Raw genomic sequence first — 17,469 nt, 5'->3', positions numbered from 1 at the left:
CGCCTCCCGGCCGGGGGAGGGGACGACGGGACGGATCTCGAGGGCCCGGCGGCGGTCCCCGTACCCTCGGCAGCCGTGGTCCGTCCGCTGGGGTTGCCGTTCGATCCCATCGCGCGCGCCGGGGAGACCTGGGAGCAGCGGTTCGGCCCGGCCGCGGCGATGCGCGCGGCGACGTCGGTCTTCCGGGTGCAGCAGATCCTGCTCGCCCGCTTCGACGAGGCGCTGCGCCCGCACGCGCTGACCTTCGCCCGCTACGAGGTGCTGGTGCTGCTCACCTTCAGCCGCACCGGCGAGCTGCCGCTGAAGGTCATCGGCAGCCGGCTGATGGTGCACCCGACCAGCGTGACCAACGCGATCGACCGGCTGGTCGCCGCCGGCTACGTCGACCGGCGTCCCAACCCCGCCGACGGCCGCGGCGTGCTCGCGGCGATCACCGGCCGGGGGCGGGCCGTCGTCGACGCGGCCACCGCGGCCCTGACCGCCCTGGACTTCGGTCTCGGCGACGTCCCCGACGACGAGCTGGACACGCTGTTCGCCGTCCTCGAGCGGGTCCGCCGCGGTGCCGGTGACGTGGCCGACGACGGGACGCCGGCCGGCTGACCGCCCCCGACACCGGTTCCGCGGCGATGGGAGGATCGAGGCCATGCAGCCCACCCGACCCGGACGCCCCGACCCGCGCGCGCAGGCCCAGCAGGCACAGCTGGCCGCCTCCCTCGCCGGCGCGGTCGACCTCGCCGCCGTCAAGGCCCGCTCGGAGGCCGCGGCACGGGCCCAGGCCGCACCCCCGCCCAGCCCGGCCGCCCCCGCCGGTGCGCCCGGCTCGGCCGTCGTCGACGTCTCCGAGGCCACCTTCCAGGCCGAGGTGCTCGACCGGTCCTTCCAGGTGCCGGTCGTGCTCGACCTGTGGGCCGAGTGGTGCGGGCCGTGCAAGCAGCTGTCCCCGGTGCTCGAGCGGCTGGCCGCGGAGGGCGGCGGCTCGTGGGTGCTGGCCAAGGTCGACGTCGACGCCAACCCCGCGTTGGCCCAGGGTCTGCGGGTGCAGGGCATCCCCGCGGTCAAGGCCGTCTGGCAGGGCCAGCTGGTCGCGGAGTTCACCGGTGCCATCCCCGAGGAGCAGGCGCGCCAGTTCGTCACCGAGCTGGTGCGAGCCACCACCGGGGGGGCCGTCCCGGACGCCGGTCCGGCCGACGGGGCCGAGGCCGAGGACCCGCGCCTGGACGCCGCCGAGGCCGCGCTGGAGCGCGGGGACCTGGGTGCCGCGGAGGCCGCCTACCAGGCCATCGTCGACGCCGAGCCCGACCACCCGGTGGCCGGGCTGGCGCTGCGCCAGGTGCAGCTGTTCCGCCGCGCGGACGAGGCCGGTCCGGACGCGCTCGCGGCCGCCGACGCCGCTCCGGACGACGTCGCCGCCCAGGCCCGCGCCGCGGACTTCCTGCTCGGCACCGGCGACGTCGACGGGGCCTTCGGCCGGCTGCTGGACGTGGTCCGCCGGACCGCCGGGGAGGACCGCGACGCCGCCCGCCGACACCTGGTGGAGCTCTTCGGCGTCGTCGGCGACCAGGACCCGCGGGTCGCCGCGGCGCGCCGCCAGCTCACGCTCGCGCTCTACTAGACCCCCACGTCGCAGGCGGCGGCGCCCTGGAAGAAGCCGTTGCGGAACAGGTCGACCAGCTGGAAGCCGCTGAGCTGCACGTCCGGCACCACCGAGGGGTCGGTGCCGTAGGCGAGCAGGAACTGGGCGGCCTCGTCGATGTCGCCGGGGGAGATCTCGGCGGCCTCCAGCTGGTTGTCGAAGAAGGCGGCGGAGAACCACCCGGTGAGGCACACCGCTGAGCGGATGGCCGGCTCGTCGTCCGTGGACAGCCCCAGCTGCTCGCGGGCGGCCAGCGCGTAGGGCAGCGAGGTGGCGGTGATGACGGCGTAGTCGGCGTTGTCCAGCTGCTCGTAGGCCGGGCCGACCAGGTCCTCGACGTCGTAGCCGACCAGGTCCTCCTCGGGGCAGAACACCAGGTCGAGGTCCTCGGCGGCGCAGTCCGGGGCGGTACCGGCGAACGGCTGGACCGACGGCGGGGTGAAGGTCTCCGCGAAGACCTGGTCGAAGGCGAGGGTCCAGAACTCCGACAGGCCGTCGGCGGCGAACCGCTGGGCCAGCTGGAGGGGCGCGTTTCCGCCGCTGGCGGCGTCGTCCGGGTCGGTGAAGGCGCTCTGGGTGTAGGGCCCGCTCGGCGTCGAACTCGTCACGGCAGACGGTCGCGCCGGCGTCGAAGCCCTCCTGGAACGCCGAGATGCGGTCGAAGTAGGAGCCGTGCGCCGCCTCGGTGGTGATGCTGGTGCCCACCGGGTCGCGCAGCAGCAGGTAGCCGGCCAGCACCTCGTCCAGCTCGGGCGCGCGGATCTGGGAGTGCTCGCCCTGCCCGTTCGCGACCCACGCCGTCCAGGCGCCGGCGAAGCAGTCGGCCTGGGTCTCCACGGAGATGGAGAAGTCGGGGTAGCCCACCCGGCCCTGCACCGCGTGCCCGAACTCGTGGGCCATCACCAGCGCGGGGATGAACCGGCCGTACTGCTCGGCGAGCTCACCGAGGAAGGCCCGGTCGTAGCTGATCGAGTCGGAGTTCGGGGCGTCGGTGGCCTGGCAGTAGAACGCGTTGCCCCCGACCTCCCGCGGGTCCGAGCCGCAGCCGATGCCCTGCGGGTACGCGCCGGGGTCGACGTCGTCGGGGTCGACGCTGAAGTAGCCGCCCGCCAGCGGCACGAAGTCCTGACCGAAGACCTCCGGGAACTGCTGGGCCCAGTAGGTCTCCAGGTCGGCCAGCGCGTTGCGCGCCAGTGTGTCCACGGGCCCGTCGGTGGCGCCGACGACGGTCAGCTCGGCGGCCGGGAGGTCCGAGGCCGGCGCCTGGGCCGCACTCGGCAGGCCGACGACGACGTAGGAGCAGCCGGACAGGACGAGCAGCGCGGCCGTGGCCAGCAGCGCCACGGCCGCGCGTCGCGGGGATGAGGCAGGCATGTCCCCCGGATCGTCCCATCGGGGCGCACCGGCCGCGCCCGGAGGGAACGGGCGGGCCGTGCGGGTCTCTCAGTCCGAGTGCACGAACCAGACGGTGCCCAACGCCGGGGCGGTCAGCGTCGCCGAGCACGGCTGGCCGTGCCACGGTTCCTCGACGGCCTCGATGCCGCCCAGGTTGCCGACACCGGCACCGCCGTAGCCCTCGGCGTCGGTGTTGAGCACCTCGCGCCACCGTCCCGGCCGGGGCAGGCCGATCCGGTACCGCTCGTGGGGGGCGCCGGCGAAGTTGGCCACGCAGGCCAGTGTCGGCGTGGCCTCCTCACCGGAGCGGCCGAAGCGCAGGAAGGAGAGCACGTTGCCCGACGCGTCGTTCGCGTCGATCCACTGGAACCCCGCGGGGTCGACGTCCTGGGACCACAGGGCGGCGGTCTCCCGGTACCGGGCGTTGAGGTCGGTGACCAGCTGCAGGACGCCGCGGTGGGCGGGGTCCTCCAGGTGCCACCAGTCCAGCGAGCGGCTCTCGGCCCACTCGGCGTCCTGGGCGAACTCCGAGCCCATGAACAGCAGCTGCTTGCCGGGGTGGGCCCACATGTAGGCCAGGTAGGCCCGCAGGTTGGCCAGCTGCTGCCACCGGTCGCCGGGCATCTTCCGCACCAGCGAGCCCTTGCCGTACACGACCTCGTCGTGGCTGATCGGCAGCACGTAGTTCTCGGAGTAGGCGTAGATCATCGAGAACGTCATCTGGCCGTGGTGGTAGCTGCGGTGCACCGGCTCCTTGGACACGTACCCCAGCGAGTCGTGCATCCAGCCCATGTTCCACTTGAAGCCGAACCCCAGGCCGCCCAGGTGGGTGGGCCGGGTGACCCCGGGCCAGGCCGTCGACTCCTCGGCGATGGTGACCACGCCGGGCACCTCGCGGTACACGGTGGCGTTCATCTCCTGCAGGAACGCCATCGCCTCGAGGTTCTCCCGCCCGCCGTGCACGTTGGGCACCCACTCGTCGCGCGAGTAGTCCAGGTAGAGCATCGAGGCGACCGCGTCGACCCGGATGCCGTCGACGTGGAACTCCTTGCACCAGTACAGCGCGTTGGCGACGAGGAAGTTGCGGACCTCCGAGCGGCCGAAGTCGAAGACGTAGGTGCCCCAGTCCAGCTGCTCGCCACGGCGCGGGTCGCCGTGCTCGTAGAGCGGGGTGCCGTCGAAGCGGGCCAGCGCCCAGTCGTCCTTGGGGAAGTGGGCGGGTACCCAGTCCACGATGACCCCGATGCCGGCCTGGTGCGCCCGGTCGACCAGGTACCGCAGGTCGTCCGGGCTGCCGAAGCGGGCGGTGGGCGCGTAGTAGGAGGTGACCTGGTAGCCCCACGAGCCGCCGAAGGGGTGCTCGGCCAGCGGCATGAACTCGATGTGGGTGAAGCCGTGCTCGACGACGTAGTCGACCAGCTCGTCGGCCAGCTGCCGGTAGGACAGGCCCTGCCGCCAGGACCCCGCGTGCACCTCGTACACGCTCATCGGCCGCTCGTGCCAGCCGCCGCGGGCCCGCTCGGCCAGCCAGGCGTCGTCCTGCCACTCGTGCCGGGACTCGGTGACGACCGAGGCGGTGAGCGGCGGCACCTCGGTCTCGAAGGCCAGCGGGTCGGCCTTGTGCCGCCACACGCCGTCGCGGCCGAGCACGTGGTAGCGGTACTTGGTGCCCACCGCGACGCCCGGGATGAACACCTCCCAGACGCCGGAGGAGCCCAGCGACCGCAGCGGGTAGGCGCGGGCCTCCCAGTAGTCGAAGTCCCCGGTCACCCGCACGCCCTGCGCGTTGGGCGCCCAGACGGCGAAGGAGACGCCCGCGACCGGGCCGCCGGGGGTGTCGTAGCGCCGGACGTGCGCACCGAGCACCTCCCAGAGCCGCTCGTGGCGACCCTCGCGGATCAGGTGCTGGTCGACCTCGCCCACGGTGGGCAGCCACCGGTAGGGGTCGTCGACGACGAAGCTGGTCGTGCCGCCCTGGCCGTCGCCATAACCGACCTCGATGCGGTAGTCCCCGGGCTGCTCCGGCAGGTGGGCGGCGAAGACCCCGCCGTCGTGCACGCGGGTGGCGTCGTACCGGGAGCCGTCCTCGTCGACGACGGTCGCGGAGACCGCGTCGGGCCGCAGTGTCCGGACCACCCAGCCGTCCCGCGCCGGGTGGGCGCCCAGCACGCTGTGCGGGGCGTGCGACCAGCCGTCCACGACGGCGCGCAGCTGCTCCTCGGAGACCTCGGCCGGGGCGTCGTGCTGGGCGGCGCCCTCCACGGCCGGGCCCTCCCCGGCCGGTGCCGCGGCGACCACGGCGCCGCCCTGCTCGATGACGACGTCACGCTGCGTCCCCGCGGTGCCCGTCGTCCCGGGGGCCTTCCGCTTCCTCGCGCCCGCCGTGGTGCCGGTGGCCTCGTCCGCGGCCTGCCCGGCCGTCGCCCTCTTCGCGGGTGCCTTCTTCGCCGGTGCCTTCTCGGCCGGTGCCTTCTTGACGGGTGCCTTCTTGGCGGGTGCCTTCTCCGTCGCGGCCCGCTTGCGCGCCGGGACGGCGTCGGTCGGGGCGGCGCCGGTGGTGCGCGCGGTCTCGTCCGGGGACGTCATCGGTCGTCAGCCTCGTCCGGTGCCTGGGGGGTGCTGGGCTCGGCGGGATCGGTGCTCGGCGGTTCCGGCTGGCCGGCCGGTGTCCCGGTGGGGCTGCCGGGCTCGGCGATCGGCGCGGGGGCGACCACGGGCGTGGCCGTCCCGCCCCGCTCGGCCACGACCTCGCCCTGGTCCTCGTCGCGTGGTGCGGGCCTGGCCGCGTTCACGATCGGCTCGTCCTCGGCCGCCTGCGCCGCGGCCGTCTTCTCCTCCACGGCGGCGGTCAGCTCGTCGCGGGTCTTGGGCTGGTTGCTGCTCTCGCCGGTCGTGTCGTCCGGGGCTGTCATCGCTCGCGGTCCTCTTCCCTGCCGGTGGATCGGTGGTCGTGCCGCGCGCTCACTGGCCCGCGGCGGTGAGCCGGGACAGCGACTGCAGCGGGATCATCAGCCAGTGCGGGCGGTTGCGCGCCTCGTAGACGCACTCGTAGACGGCCTTGTCCGCCTCGAACGCCCGCAGCAACGGGCTGTCGCCGCAGGAGTCCGTCCCGCTCGCGGCCGCGTAGCCCGCGCAGAAGGCGCTGCGGTTGCGCTCTGCCCACTCCTGCGCGCGGTATGCGCGCTGGGGATCACCCGGCTGCTCGACCAGCATGTGCCGGGCGGCGTAGTCGAAGCTGCGCAGCACCCCGGCGACGTCGCGCAGCGGACTGTCCAGCTCGCGGCGGTCGGCCAGCGGACGGGCCGGCTCGCCCTCGAAGTCCAGCACGATCCACCCGGTGGTGGTGCGCAGCACCTGGCCCAGGTGCAGGTCGCCGTGCACCCGCTGGCGGACGACGCGCTCGCCGCTGCCGACCACCGCGGCGTACACCGCGCGCAGGCCGTCGGCGTGCTCGGCCAGCTGCGGCACCACCTCGACGGCGGCCTCGAGCCGTTCGGTCATCTGCCGGGCGACCGTGGCGAACCACTCGGGGCCGGCGTCCTCGGTGGGCAGCACCGCGGCCATGTCGGCGTGCACGGAGGCCGTCGCGGCCCCCAGTCGCTCGCTGTCGGCGGCGAAGTCCCCACCGACCTCGTCGGCGTGCAGGTCCCCCTCGGCGTACAGGTCGCGCACGCTCGCGGTCGCCAGCCGCCACCCGTCACTGGCGTTGGGCACGAACCGCTGCAGCATGAGGACCGTCGCCGGCGGGGTGTCGGCGTCCCGGTCGTGGTCGATCTCGGCGTGCCCGAGCAGCGGCGCGATGTGCGGGTTGTCGGTCCGGCGCAGCGCGTCGTGCACCTCGACGTCGGGGTTGAGGCCGGGCTCGAGCCGGCGGAACAGCTTGAGGATCGCCTCCTGCCCGTAGACCAGCGAGGTGTTGCTCTGCTCGGTGGAGACGATGTCGCCGGGCAGCCCGACCGGGATCTGCGCGCTCTCGCCGGGGACGAAGCGCATCGGGCCCACCGACGCCCCCTCGGCGAGGTGGGTGAGCCAGGTGGCGGTCGCCTCCCGGTCGCGCATGGCGTCGTAGGCGTAGTTCTCGCCGTTCTCGTGCGGCACCGTCCCGATCAGTGCCGCGGCCAGCTCGTCGACGGGGTGGTCGCGCCACGACAGCGGCACCAGGTAGGTGTCGGTGCCGCCGTCGGCGTACGTGACCGTCACCCGGTGGATGGACAGGACCGGGTGGGAGCGGTCGAGGAAGAAGCTCTCCTCGTCCACGCCGGCCCACTCCCGGCCCTTGCCGCCGAACCAGCGTTGGGAGGGGATCCAGTCCCGGAACAGTCCGGTCAGCGCGGTCATCGGGGTCCCCCCGTGTCGGTGGTGTCGCCGGCGGGCGGTTCCTCACCGGTGCCGACGAGGCCGGCGGCCAGCAGGGACTCGGCGACGGCGGTGTCGTCGGTCGCGGCCGGCTCCTCCACCGGCGCGGCCGGCTTGGCCAGCTCGAACCAGTAGAAGCCGTGGCCGGAGAGCGTGAGCATGTAGGGCAGCACGCCGATCTGCGGGAAGTCCACCCGGCCGGTCAGCTCGACCGGGGTGTAGCCCTCGAAGCGGCGCAGGTCCAGCTCCACCGGCTGAGGGAAGCGGGACAGGTTGTTGACGCACAGCACCACGTCGTCGCCGAACTCGCGGACGAAGGACAGCACCGTCGGGTTGCGCGAGCCGATCTCCCCGAAGCTGCCCAGCCCGAAGGTGGGGTGCTGCTTGCGGACGTGGATCATCTGGCGCAACCAGTGCAGCATCGAGTTGGTGTTGCGCAGCTGGGACTCGACGTTGGTGACCTGGTAGCCGTAGACCGGGTCCTGGTTGAGCGGCAGGTTCATCCGCTGCGGGTCGGCGGTGGAGAAGCCGCCGTTGCGGTCCGGCGTCCACTGCATGGGGGTGCGGACGCCGTCGCGGTCACCGAGCCAGATGTTGTCGCCCATGGCGATCTCGTCGCCGTAGTACAGGACCGGTGACCCGGGCAGGCTCAGCAGCAGCGCGTTGAACAGCTCCAGGGTGTCCATGTCGTTGTCCAGCAGCGGCGCCAGCCGGCGGCGGATGCCGATGTTGGCCTTCATGCGGGGGTCCTTCGCGTACTCCCCCCACATGTAGTCGCGCTCCTCGTCGGTGACCATCTCCAGGGTCAGCTCGTCGTGGTTGCGCAGGAAGACGCCCCACTGGCAGTTGTCCGGGATGGCCGGCGTCTGCGCCATGATCTCCGAGATGGGGAAGCGCTGCTCGCGCCGGACGGCCATGAACAGCCGCGGCATGACGGGGAAGTGGAAGGCCATCTGGCACTCGTCGCCGTCCTCGCCGAAGTACTCGACGACGTCGGCCGGCCACTGGTTGGCCTCGCACAGCAGCACGGTGTCGGGGTAGTCGGCGTCGACCACCTTGCGCACGTGCTTGAGGAACTCGTGGGTGCGCGGCAGGTTCTCGCAGTTGGTGCCCTCCTCCTCGAAGAGGTAGGGCACCGCGTCCAGCCGGAAGCCGTCGATGCCCAGGTCCAGCCAGAAGCGCAGCGCGTCGACGATCGCCTCCTGCACCCGCGGGTTCTCGAAGTTCAGGTCGGGCTGGTGGGAGAAGAAGCGGTGCCAGAAGTACTGCTTGCGCACCGGGTCGAAGGTCCAGTTGGAGCTTTCGGTGTCGACGAAGATGATCCGCGCGTCGGCGTAGCGGGTGTCGTCGTCGCTCCACACGTAGAAGTCGCCGTAGGGGCCCTCGGGGTCGCTGCGGCTGGCCTGGAACCAGGGGTGCTGGTCCGAGGTGTGGTTCATGACGAAGTCGATGATCACGCGCATGCCGCGGGCGTGGGCGGCGGCCAGGAACTCGGTGAAGTCCTCGATGTCGCCGAACTCGGGCAGCACCGCGGTGTAGTCACTGACGTCGTAGCCGCCGTCGCGCAGCGGGGAGGCGAAGAAGGGCGGCAGCCACAGGCAGTCCACGCCCAGCCACTGCAGGTAGTCCAGCTTGTCGATCATGCCGCGCAGGTCGCCGATGCCGTCGGCGTTGCTGTCGGCGAAACCGCGGACCAGCACCTCGTAGAACAGGGCGCGCTTGTACCACTCGGGGTCGGTGCCGGGCGCGGGCAGCGCCGACGCGGTGCCGGGGGAGCGGCGGGCGGGGAGGTCGGGGACGGGAACGGTCATCGCTGTGGGTGGCCCTCGGTTCTGCAGGAGCGGTGGTGGAGGGACCCCGTCCTCCCCACCCTTCGCGAGCTCAGGGCGGGACCCGGGACGGGGCCGGCTAGGTGACGGGCGGGGGGACCGTCACCGGACGGGGGAAGGTGACGGAGAAGACGTGCGCCGGCTCCCGGAAGGGGTCGAGCTCGACGTAGTTGTACTGGCCCCAGTCGTAGGAGGCGCCGGTGAGCTCGTCGGTCACGGTCATCCGCTCGTACCAGTCCAGGCCGAGCGCGGGCAGGTCCAGGGACGTCGTCCCGATCTGGGTGTCGTGGCTGTCCAGGGCCACCACGACGAGGACGGCGTCCTGCGAGCCGGGGTCGGTCTTGGAGAAGCAGATCAGGTTCGGGTTGTCCACGGCGTGGAACCGCAGCGTGCGCAGCTGCTGCAGGGCCGGGTGGGCCCGGCGGATCTCGTTGAGCCGGCGCAGGTAGGGCGCCAGGCTGCGCCCGGAGGCCTCGGCGGCGGCGAAGTCGCGCGGACGCAGCTGGTACTTCTCGCTGTCCAGGTACTCCTCGCTGCCGGGCCGCACGGCGACGTGCTCGAACAGCTCGAACCCGGAGTACACACCCCACGTCGGGCTCATCATCGCCGCGAGCACCGCCCGGATCTTGAACATCGGCGGGCCGCCGAGCTGCAGCGACGCGTGCAGGATGTCCGGGGTGTTCACGAAGAAGTTCGGCCGCATGTAGTGGCAGTTGGCGGCCAGCTCGCGGCCGTAGTCCTCCAGCTCACCGCGCGCGGTGCGCCAGGTGAAGTACGTGTAGGACTGCGTGTACCCGATCCGCGCGAGCTGGTGCATCATCGCCGGCCGGGTGAAGGCCTCGGCGAGGAAGAGCACGTCGGGGTCGGTCTCCTTGACCGTCCAGATCAGCCAGTGCCAGAAGTTCAGCGGCTTGGTGTGCGGGTTGTCGACGCGGAAGATGCGCACCCCGGCGTCCATCCACACCCGCAGCACCCGCAGGCACTCGGCGTAGAAGCCCTCGGGGTCGTTGTCGAAGTTGACCGGGTAGATGTCCTGGTACTTCTTCGGCGGGTTCTCCGCGTAGGCGATCGTCCCGTCGGGCTTGGTGGTGAACCACTCCGGGTGCGCGGCGACCCACGGGTGGTCGGGGGCGGCCTGCAGCGCGAAGTCCAGCGCCACCTCCATGCCCAGCTCGCGGGTGCGCCCGACGAAGTCGCGGAAGTCCTCCATCGTGCCCAGCTGCGGGTGGACGGCGTCGTGCCCGCCCTCGGCGCTGCCGATGGCCCAGGGGGAGCCCGGGTCCTCCGGAGCGATCTCGTAGGGGTTGCCGCCGGGGTACTGCGGGGTGTTCGGGCCCTTGCGGTTGACCGTGCCGATCGGGTGCACCGGCGGCAGGTAGACCACGTCGAAGCCCATGTCGGCGACCGCGGGCAGCCGTTCGGCGGCCGTGGCGAACGTGCCGTGCGTGGGCCGGCCGTCGACGACCGGGCCGGTGGAGCGGGGGAAGAACTCGTACCAGGAGCCGAACAGCGCGCGGGGCCGGTCGACCCACACCTCGTACACCGGGCCGCCGGTGACCAGCTCGCGCACCGGGTGCTCGTACAGGTACCGCTGCAGCGCCTCCGCCATCGCCGGGGCGATGCGGGCGGGCAGCTCCAGCGCGGTGTCCCGCAGCGCGGCGGCGGCCTCGGTGAGCTGCGCCCGCCACTGCGCGTCGGCCCCGCCGGCCACCCGGTCCAGCAGCCGGGCGCCCTCCTCGAGGTCGTTGGCCAGCTCCTCGGGCCCCTGCCCCGCGGCCGTCTTGACGTCGACGGCGTGGTGCCAGGTCGCCAGCGGGTCGCTCCAGGCCTCCACCCGGTAGGTCCACCGGCCCTCGCGGTCGGGGACGACGGTGGTCAGCCAGCGGTCGGGCTGGTCGCCGAAGCGCGCCATCCGGCGCAGCGGCTGCGCCGCGCCCTCGCCGCCGGGTGGGGTCCACACCACGTTCGCGGCGACCGCGTCGTGGCCCTCGCGGAACACCGTCGCGGTGATCGGCACGTGCTCGCCGACGACGGCGCGCGCGGAGAACGCGCCGCAGGACACGACGGGAGCGACATCGGTGATGCCGAGACGGAGGTCAGCGCGGCCAGTCATCGCGGCCACGCTATCGAGGGGGCGTCGGGTGAGCACGTCGGCCACCGTGGCCTGGCGGGCACGGTGCGGGACGGGCGGGACGGGCGGGTGACCGGGGCGTCGGCTGGCCATGGTGCATCCTCGCGCGTACCGGGCCGCGCCGCTCTGGCGACCGGGACCGGCGTCGCTAGTCTCGCCCCGTGCGCGCTCTCCGCCGGTTCACCGTCCGGGCGTCGCTCCCCGAGGAGCTGATGCCGCTGTCCCAGCTCGTGGCCAACCTGCGCTGGTCGTGGCACGCCGAGACCCGTGACCTGTTCGAGGCGCTGGACCCCGAGCTGTGGCGCACCTGCAACGGCGACCCGGTGCAGGTGCTCGGCGAGGTGTCGGCCGCCCGGCTGGCCACCCTGGCCCGGGACCGCCGCTTCGTGCGCAGGCTGCAGGACGTCGTCGACGACCTCGAGGACTACCTGTCGGCGCCGCACTGGTACCAGTCGCTGGGCCCGGAGGCGCCCGCGACGGTGGCCTACTTCTCCGCGGAGTTCGGCATCACCGAGGTGCTGCCGCAGTACTCCGGCGGCCTGGGCATCCTCGCCGGTGACCACCTCAAGGCCGCCTCCGACCTGGGTGTGCCGCTGGTCGGCGTCGGGCTGCTCTACCGGGCCGGCTACTTCGAGCAGGGCCTGTCGGCCGACGGCTGGCAGCTGGAGCACTACCCGTCGCTGGACCCGCAGGGCCTGCCGCTGAAGCTGCTGCGCCAGTCCGACGGCACGGCCGTGGTCATCAACGTCCCGCTGCCCGAGGGCCGCACGCTGTTCGCCCACGTCTGGCGAGCCCAGGTCGGCCGGGTGGCGCTGCTGCTGCTGGACAGCGACATCGAGGAGAACGCCCCCGCCGAGCGCGGCGTGACCGACCGCCTCTACGGCGGCGACGAGGACCACCGGCTGCGCCAGGAGATGCTGCTCGGCATCGGCGGCGTCCGGGCGCTGCGTGCCTACTGCCAGCTCACCGGGACGCCGGCGCCGGAGGTCTACCACGCCAACGAGGGGCACGCGGGCTTCCTCGGGGTGGAACGGATCCGCGAGCTCACCGAGTCCCACGGGCTGTCCTTCGCCGAGGCGCTGCAGGCGGTGCGCGCCGGCACGGTCTTCACCACGCACACCCCGGTGCCGGCCGGCATCGACCGCTTCCCGCGGACGCTGATCGAGCGCTACTTCGCCGGCTTCGGCGTGCCGCTGGAGCACCTGATCCCGCTGGGGGCCGAGACCGACCCGGCGAAGTTCAACATGGCGCACATGGGCCTGCGGCTGGGCCAGCGCGCCAACGGCGTCAGCCGGCTGCACGGCCACGTCAGCCGCGGCATGTTCAGCTACCTGTGGCCCGGCTTCGACGAGGCCGACGTGCCGATCAGCTCGATCACCAACGGGGTGCACGCGCCGACCTGGACCGCCCGCGAGCTGGTCGAGATGGGCACCCAGGCCAGCAGCCAGGGCGACCCGGTCGAGGCCGGCGGCGACGTGCACTTCGACGGCGTGGACCGCATCCCCGCCGGGGAGCTGTGGAGCACCCGCCGGATGCTGCGCGGCCGGCTGGTCGAGGAGGTGCGCCGCCGGCTGCGGGAGACCGCGCTGTCCCGCGGTGCGGCGCCGTCCGAGGTCGGCTGGACCGACGGCGCCTTCGACCCCGACGTCCTCACCATCGGCTTCGCCCGCCGGGTGCCGTCCTACAAGCGGCTGACCCTGATGCTGCGCGACCCCGAGCGGCTCCGGGCGCTGCTGCTGGACCCCGAGCGGCCGGTGCAGCTGGTCATCGCCGGCAAGAGCCACCCCGCCGACGACGGCGGCAAGCAGCTGATCCAGCAGATGGTGAAGTTCGCCGACGACCCGCAGCTGCGGAAGCGGATCGCCTTCCTGCCCGGCTACGACATCGGCATGGCCCGCTACCTGTACTGGGGCTGCGACGTCTGGCTGAACAACCCGCTGCGCCCGCTGGAGGCCTGCGGGACGTCGGGCATGAAGGCCGCGCTCAACGGCGGGTTGAACCTGTCCATCCGCGACGGCTGGTGGGACGAGTGGTTCGACGGCCAGAACGGCTGGGCCATCCCCACCGCCGACGGCATCACCGACCCCGAGCGGCGCGACGACATCGAGGCCCGGGCGATCTACGACCTGCTGACCAGCCAGGTGGTGCCGCGGTTCTACGAGACCGACCGGGACGGCGTCCCGACCCGGTGGGTGGAGATGGTGCGGCACACGCTGCGCGAGACCGGCCCCAAGGTGCTGGCCACCCGGATGGTGCGCGACTACGTCCAGCAGCTGTACGTGCCCGCGGCCGGCTCCGCGCGGGCGATGGCCGAGGGCGGCTACGGCGCGGCGCGCACCGAGGCCGGGTGGCGGGCCCGGCTGCTCGACCACTGGGGCACCGTGCGCGTCGCCCACGTCGAGGCCACCGGTGCCGGCGACACCCCGGAGATCGGCTCCACGCTGGCGCTGCGGGCGGAGGTCGAGCTGCCCGGGCTGACGCCGTCCGACGTGCTGGTGCAGGCGGCCTACGGGCGGGTCGACGACTCCGACGGCCTGCACCAGGTGACCACGCTGCCGATGGCCCACGAGCACACCGAGGGGTCGCGGCACTGGTTCAGCGTCACGGTGCCGCTGGAGCGCACCGGTGCGTTCGGGTACACGGTGCGGGTGCTGCCGCACTCGGCGCACCTGGCCGACCCGGCCGAGCTGGGGGTCGTCGCCTCGGCATGAGACGCGGGGCCCTGCGAGGGGGCCGTTCCGGCACCGCACCGGGTCACACTCACCCCGCGTGTCGCAGCGGTCCCGCAGGGCTGTGCGGTGATCGGCGTGGCGGTGCAGGCGGCTCACCCAGCCGGGTGAGTCGGCTCTAGGCTGGACGCCATGCCCGACCGCTGTGAAGTCCTGCCTGGAGACTCCGTCGTCGCCCGACGGGGGAGCGGTCTGCTGTGGGTGGACGCCCCCGGCTCACCGGCCCTGGTCGCCGCCCTGCACGCCTGCCTGGGGGTGTCCGGCCCGGGCGCCGAGCGGGTGCTCGCCGCGGTCGCCGGTCAGGTCTCGGCCCTCGGTGGCGGCGCGGCGTCCTTCGCGCTGGTCCTGGTCGACACCGCCGAGGGCACCGGCACCGGTGTCGCGCTGTGGTCGGGCAAGGGCCAGCCGGCGGTGGACGGCGTCCCGGTGCCCGGCTCGTCGGTCGACGGCTGCACCCTCGCCAGCGGGTTCCAGCTCGGGCAGACGCTCTACGTCGGGCCCGGCCAGCCGGTGCCCTCGATGCCGCCGGGCGTGGCCTACGACCTGGTCGCCGGCACCGTGCCCGGCTCGGGGGCGATGCTGCAGCTGGCCGCGGTCGCGCACGCGTCGTCCGCCGCCGTCCCGCAGTCCTCCTCGCCGTTCTCCGCGGGCTCCGACCCCGGCTTCGGCGGCGCCGGCTCCTCCCGGTACGGCGCTCCGGCCGCGGCTCCGCACCAGCAGGAGGACGAGGGCGAGGCGACGGCCTTCTGGCAGCCCCGGGCGCAGGCGACGCCGGTGCTGCGCTTCGACGACGGCCTGGTCGTGACCGTCGACGAGGACCTCGTGCTCGGCCGCCGTCCCGACAACCACGAGATGGTCACCGCCGGCTCGGCGCGGCCGGTGCCGATCGCGGACACCCAGAACGTGCTGTCCTCGGCGCACGCCGCCATCCAGCGCAACGGCCACGAGGTCTCCCTGGTCGACCTCGGCTCGCTCAACGGCACCCACGTGGCCGGCCCCGAGGCCACCGAGTGGACCCAACTGGAGCCCGGCGTGGCCCACCCGCTCTCCGACGGCGACCGGCTGCTGCTGGGCTGGACGGTCATCACCTTCGAGCAGCCGCAGGACTAGCAGCCCGTCCCGGTCGTCCCGGGGACCGCGCTCGCCACTCCCGCGCCGTTCCCCCGGCTCTCCCGCCGGTGCAGCGGCGTGAGACCGGTGGCAACGGCGCGGGAGTCGCCCCGGTCGTCGCCCGGCCCCGCGGTGTCATGGCCGGCGCAGGACGCGGAGCAGCCAGACGCAGCGGGCCGGGAGCTCGATCGGGCCGGGCGCGACCACGGCCGGGCGCGGGGGTGCGCCGGTCGGCCACTCCGTCGACACGACGAACTCGTAGGCGTCTGCCCACGGCGGCCCGGGCAGGTGCACCGTCACCGGCTCGGCCCCCGCGTGCAGCTGGACGAGGTAGGAGTGGTCCTGCACCGGGCGCCCGCGCTGGTCGCGGTGCCGGATGCCGCGGCCGTCGAGGTACATGCCGACCGTCTGCAGGTCGTTGTCGAACCAGTCGCCGGTGGTCAGCTGCGCGCCGCCCGGGGCGAACCAGGCCACGTCGCGGGTGCCGCCGCTGCCGGCCACCTCGTGCCCCTCGAAGAACGCCTCCTGGCGCAGCACGGGGGACTCCCGGCGCAACCGCACCAGGCGGGCGACGAAGGCGCGCAGGTCCTCGTCGACGTCGGCCCAGTCCAGCCAGGAGACCTCGTTGTCCTGGCAGTAGGCGTTGTTGTTGCCCCGCTGGGTGCGGCCGAGCTCGTCGCCGGCGGTGAGCATGGGCACGCCGGTGGACAGCAGCAGCGTGGCCAGGTGGTTGCGCACCTGCCGGGCCCGCAGCGCGGTGACCGCCGGGTCGTCGGTGGGGCCCTCGACGCCGCAGTTCCAGTTCCGGTTGTGGCTCTCGCCGTCCCGGCCGTCCTCGCCGTTGGCGTCGTTGCGCTTGCGCTGGTAGGTGACCAGGTCGGCGAGGGTGAAGCCGTCGTGCGCGGTGACGAAGTTGACGCTGGCGAGGGGGCGGCGGCCGTCGGAGCGGTAGAGGTCCGAGGAGCCGGTGAGCCGGTAGGCCAGGTCGCGCACCCCGACGTGCGAGCCGGACCACACGTCGCGGACGGTGTCGCGGTACCTGGCGTTCCACTCCGTCCACAGCGGCGGGAAGTTGCCCACCTGGTACCCGCCGGGCCCGACGTCCCACGGCTCGGCGATCAGCTTGACCCGGCTGACCACCGGGTCCTGGTGGACGACGTCGAAGAACGCCGACAGCCGGTCGACGTCGTGCAGCGAGCGGGCCAGCGCCGCGGCCAGGTCGAAGCGGAAGCCGTCGACGTGCATCTCGGTCACCCAGTACCGCAGCGAGTCCATGAGCAGCGCCAGCACCTGCGGACGGCGCACGTCGAGGGTGTTCCCGCAGCCGGTGTAGTCCTGGTAGCGGGAGGGGTCGCCCTCGCGCAGCCGGTAGTAGCCGCCGTTGTCGATGCCCTTGAACGACAGCGTCGGGCCGGTGTGGTCGCCCTCGGCGGTGTGGTTGTAGACCACGTCCAGCACGACCTCGATGCCGGCGGCGTGCAGCGTCTTGACCATCGCCTTGAACTCGGTGACCTGCTGGCCGCCGCCGCCGGAGGAGCTGTAGGCGGCGTGCGGGGCGAAGAAGCCCAGCGTGTTGTAGCCCCAGTAGTTGGTCAGCCCGCGGCGCAACAGGTGCGGCTCGCTGACGAAGTGGTGCACCGGCAGCAGCTCGACCGCGGTCACCCCCAGGGCCTGCAGGTGCTCCACGAACGCCGGGTGGGCCAGCCCCGCGTAGGTGCCGCGCAGCGCCGGCGGGACCTCGGGGTGGCACCTGGTGGCGCCCTTGACGTGCACCTCGTAGATGACCGTGTCCGACCACGGGGTGGCCGGGCGGCGGTCGCCGTCCCACGGGAAGGGGTCGTGGACGACGACGCCGCGCGGGACGTACGGCGCGGAGTCCCGCGGGTCGGCCCCGTCACCGCCCTCGAAGCGGAAGCCGAACAGCGCCGGGTGCAGGGCCTGCTCGCCGTCCAGCGCCCGGGCGTAGGGGTCCACCAGGAGCTTGGCGGGGTTGTGCCGCAGCCCCGAGCCCGGGTCCCAGCCGCCGTGCACCCGGTAGCCGTAGCGCTGGCCGGGGCCCACGCCGGGCAGCCGGCCGTGCCAGACCTGGTGGGTGTTCTCCCGCAGCCGGTGGCGGTGCTCGGTGCCGTCGGGGTCGAACAGGCACAGGTCCACCGCGTGCGCCCCGGCCGACCACAGCGCGAAGTTCGTCCCGGTGCCGTCCCAGTGCGCGCCCAGGGGCGCGGGGGACCCGGGCCACACGTCGTGGTCGTCGGGGTCGGTGCGCACGGGAGCGATCCTGTCAGC

Annotated in this window: 11 protein-coding genes and 1 pseudogene; 4 read left to right on the top strand and 8 right to left on the bottom strand. The window is 73.5% G+C overall.

The genetic code is table 11. The features are described from left to right. Positions 1-75 precede the first annotated feature (75 nt). Together RTG05_RS16500 and RTG05_RS16495 are read left to right on the top strand one after the other, a co-directional pair. A complete protein-coding gene (locus RTG05_RS16500; RefSeq protein WP_166526019.1) occupies positions 76-600 on the top strand; it encodes a MarR family winged helix-turn-helix transcriptional regulator in 525 nt (174 codons plus the stop codon). Between the two features lie 43 nt (positions 601-643). Next, entirely contained in the window at positions 644-1,612 is a 969-nt protein-coding gene (locus tag RTG05_RS16495; protein WP_315911963.1) for a tetratricopeptide repeat protein, read from the top strand. Here RTG05_RS16495 and RTG05_RS16490 read toward each other — a convergent pair. The 7 genes and pseudogenes from RTG05_RS16490 to RTG05_RS16465 form a co-directional block, all read right to left on the bottom strand. Continuing rightward, a complete protein-coding gene (locus RTG05_RS16490) occupies positions 1,609-2,241 on the bottom strand; it encodes a hypothetical protein (protein WP_315911962.1) in 633 nt (210 codons plus the stop codon). The genes RTG05_RS16495 and RTG05_RS16490 overlap by 4 nt on opposite strands. A 61-nt stretch (positions 2,242-2,302) precedes the next feature. Then, a pseudogene (locus RTG05_RS22395) lies at positions 2,303-3,007 on the bottom strand (neutral zinc metallopeptidase); the annotation flags it as partial. Between the two features lie 69 nt (positions 3,008-3,076). After that, entirely contained in the window at positions 3,077-5,614 is a 2,538-nt protein-coding gene (glgB, locus tag RTG05_RS16485; protein WP_166526017.1) for a 1,4-alpha-glucan branching protein GlgB, read from the bottom strand. Then, positions 5,611-5,940 (bottom strand): hypothetical protein, encoded by a 330-nt coding sequence (locus RTG05_RS16480; protein ID WP_166526016.1) that lies wholly within the window; start codon positions 5,938-5,940, stop codon positions 5,611-5,613. The genes glgB and RTG05_RS16480 overlap by 4 nt, the downstream gene beginning before the upstream one ends. A gap of 49 nt (positions 5,941-5,989) precedes the next feature. Further along, positions 5,990-7,366, bottom strand: a complete 1,377-nt coding sequence (locus RTG05_RS16475) for a maltokinase N-terminal cap-like domain-containing protein (protein WP_166526015.1) — start codon at positions 7,364-7,366, stop codon at positions 5,990-5,992. Further along, on the bottom strand, positions 7,363-9,195 hold the full coding sequence (treS, locus tag RTG05_RS16470; RefSeq protein WP_166526014.1) for a maltose alpha-D-glucosyltransferase: 1,833 nt from the start codon (positions 9,193-9,195) through the stop codon (positions 7,363-7,365). Before treS ends, RTG05_RS16475 begins: the two co-directional genes overlap by 4 nt. A 97-nt stretch (positions 9,196-9,292) precedes the next feature. Continuing rightward, positions 9,293-11,326 (bottom strand): alpha-1,4-glucan--maltose-1-phosphate maltosyltransferase, encoded by a 2,034-nt coding sequence (locus tag RTG05_RS16465; protein ID WP_166526013.1) that lies wholly within the window; start codon positions 11,324-11,326, stop codon positions 9,293-9,295. 179 nt (positions 11,327-11,505) lie between these two features. On the opposite strand from RTG05_RS16465, the gene glgP reads away from it, so the two are divergent. Together glgP and RTG05_RS16455 are read left to right on the top strand one after the other, a co-directional pair. Next, positions 11,506-14,055: an alpha-glucan family phosphorylase gene (glgP, locus tag RTG05_RS16460; RefSeq protein WP_166526012.1), complete on the top strand. Its 2,550-nt coding sequence runs from the start codon at positions 11,506-11,508 to the stop codon at positions 14,053-14,055. 150 nt (positions 14,056-14,205) lie between these two features. Next, positions 14,206-15,183 carry an FHA domain-containing protein gene (locus tag RTG05_RS16455; protein ID WP_166526011.1) on the top strand — a complete coding sequence of 326 codons (978 nt, stop codon included), beginning with the start codon at positions 14,206-14,208 and terminating at the stop codon, positions 15,181-15,183. A gap of 135 nt (positions 15,184-15,318) precedes the next feature. Here RTG05_RS16455 and glgX read toward each other — a convergent pair whose 3' ends face one another. Continuing rightward, positions 15,319-17,451: a glycogen debranching protein GlgX gene (glgX, locus tag RTG05_RS16450; RefSeq protein ID WP_166526010.1), complete on the bottom strand. Its 2,133-nt coding sequence runs from the start codon at positions 17,449-17,451 to the stop codon at positions 15,319-15,321. Positions 17,452-17,469: the final 18 nt, after the last annotated feature.

It is taken from the genome of Geodermatophilus sp. DSM 44513, from assembly GCF_032460525.1.
Taxonomy (GTDB): Bacteria; Actinomycetota; Actinomycetes; order Mycobacteriales; family Geodermatophilaceae; genus Geodermatophilus.
The sequence above is the reverse complement of the archived record's forward strand: the minus strand, read 5'-3'. Positions and strand labels throughout refer to the sequence as shown.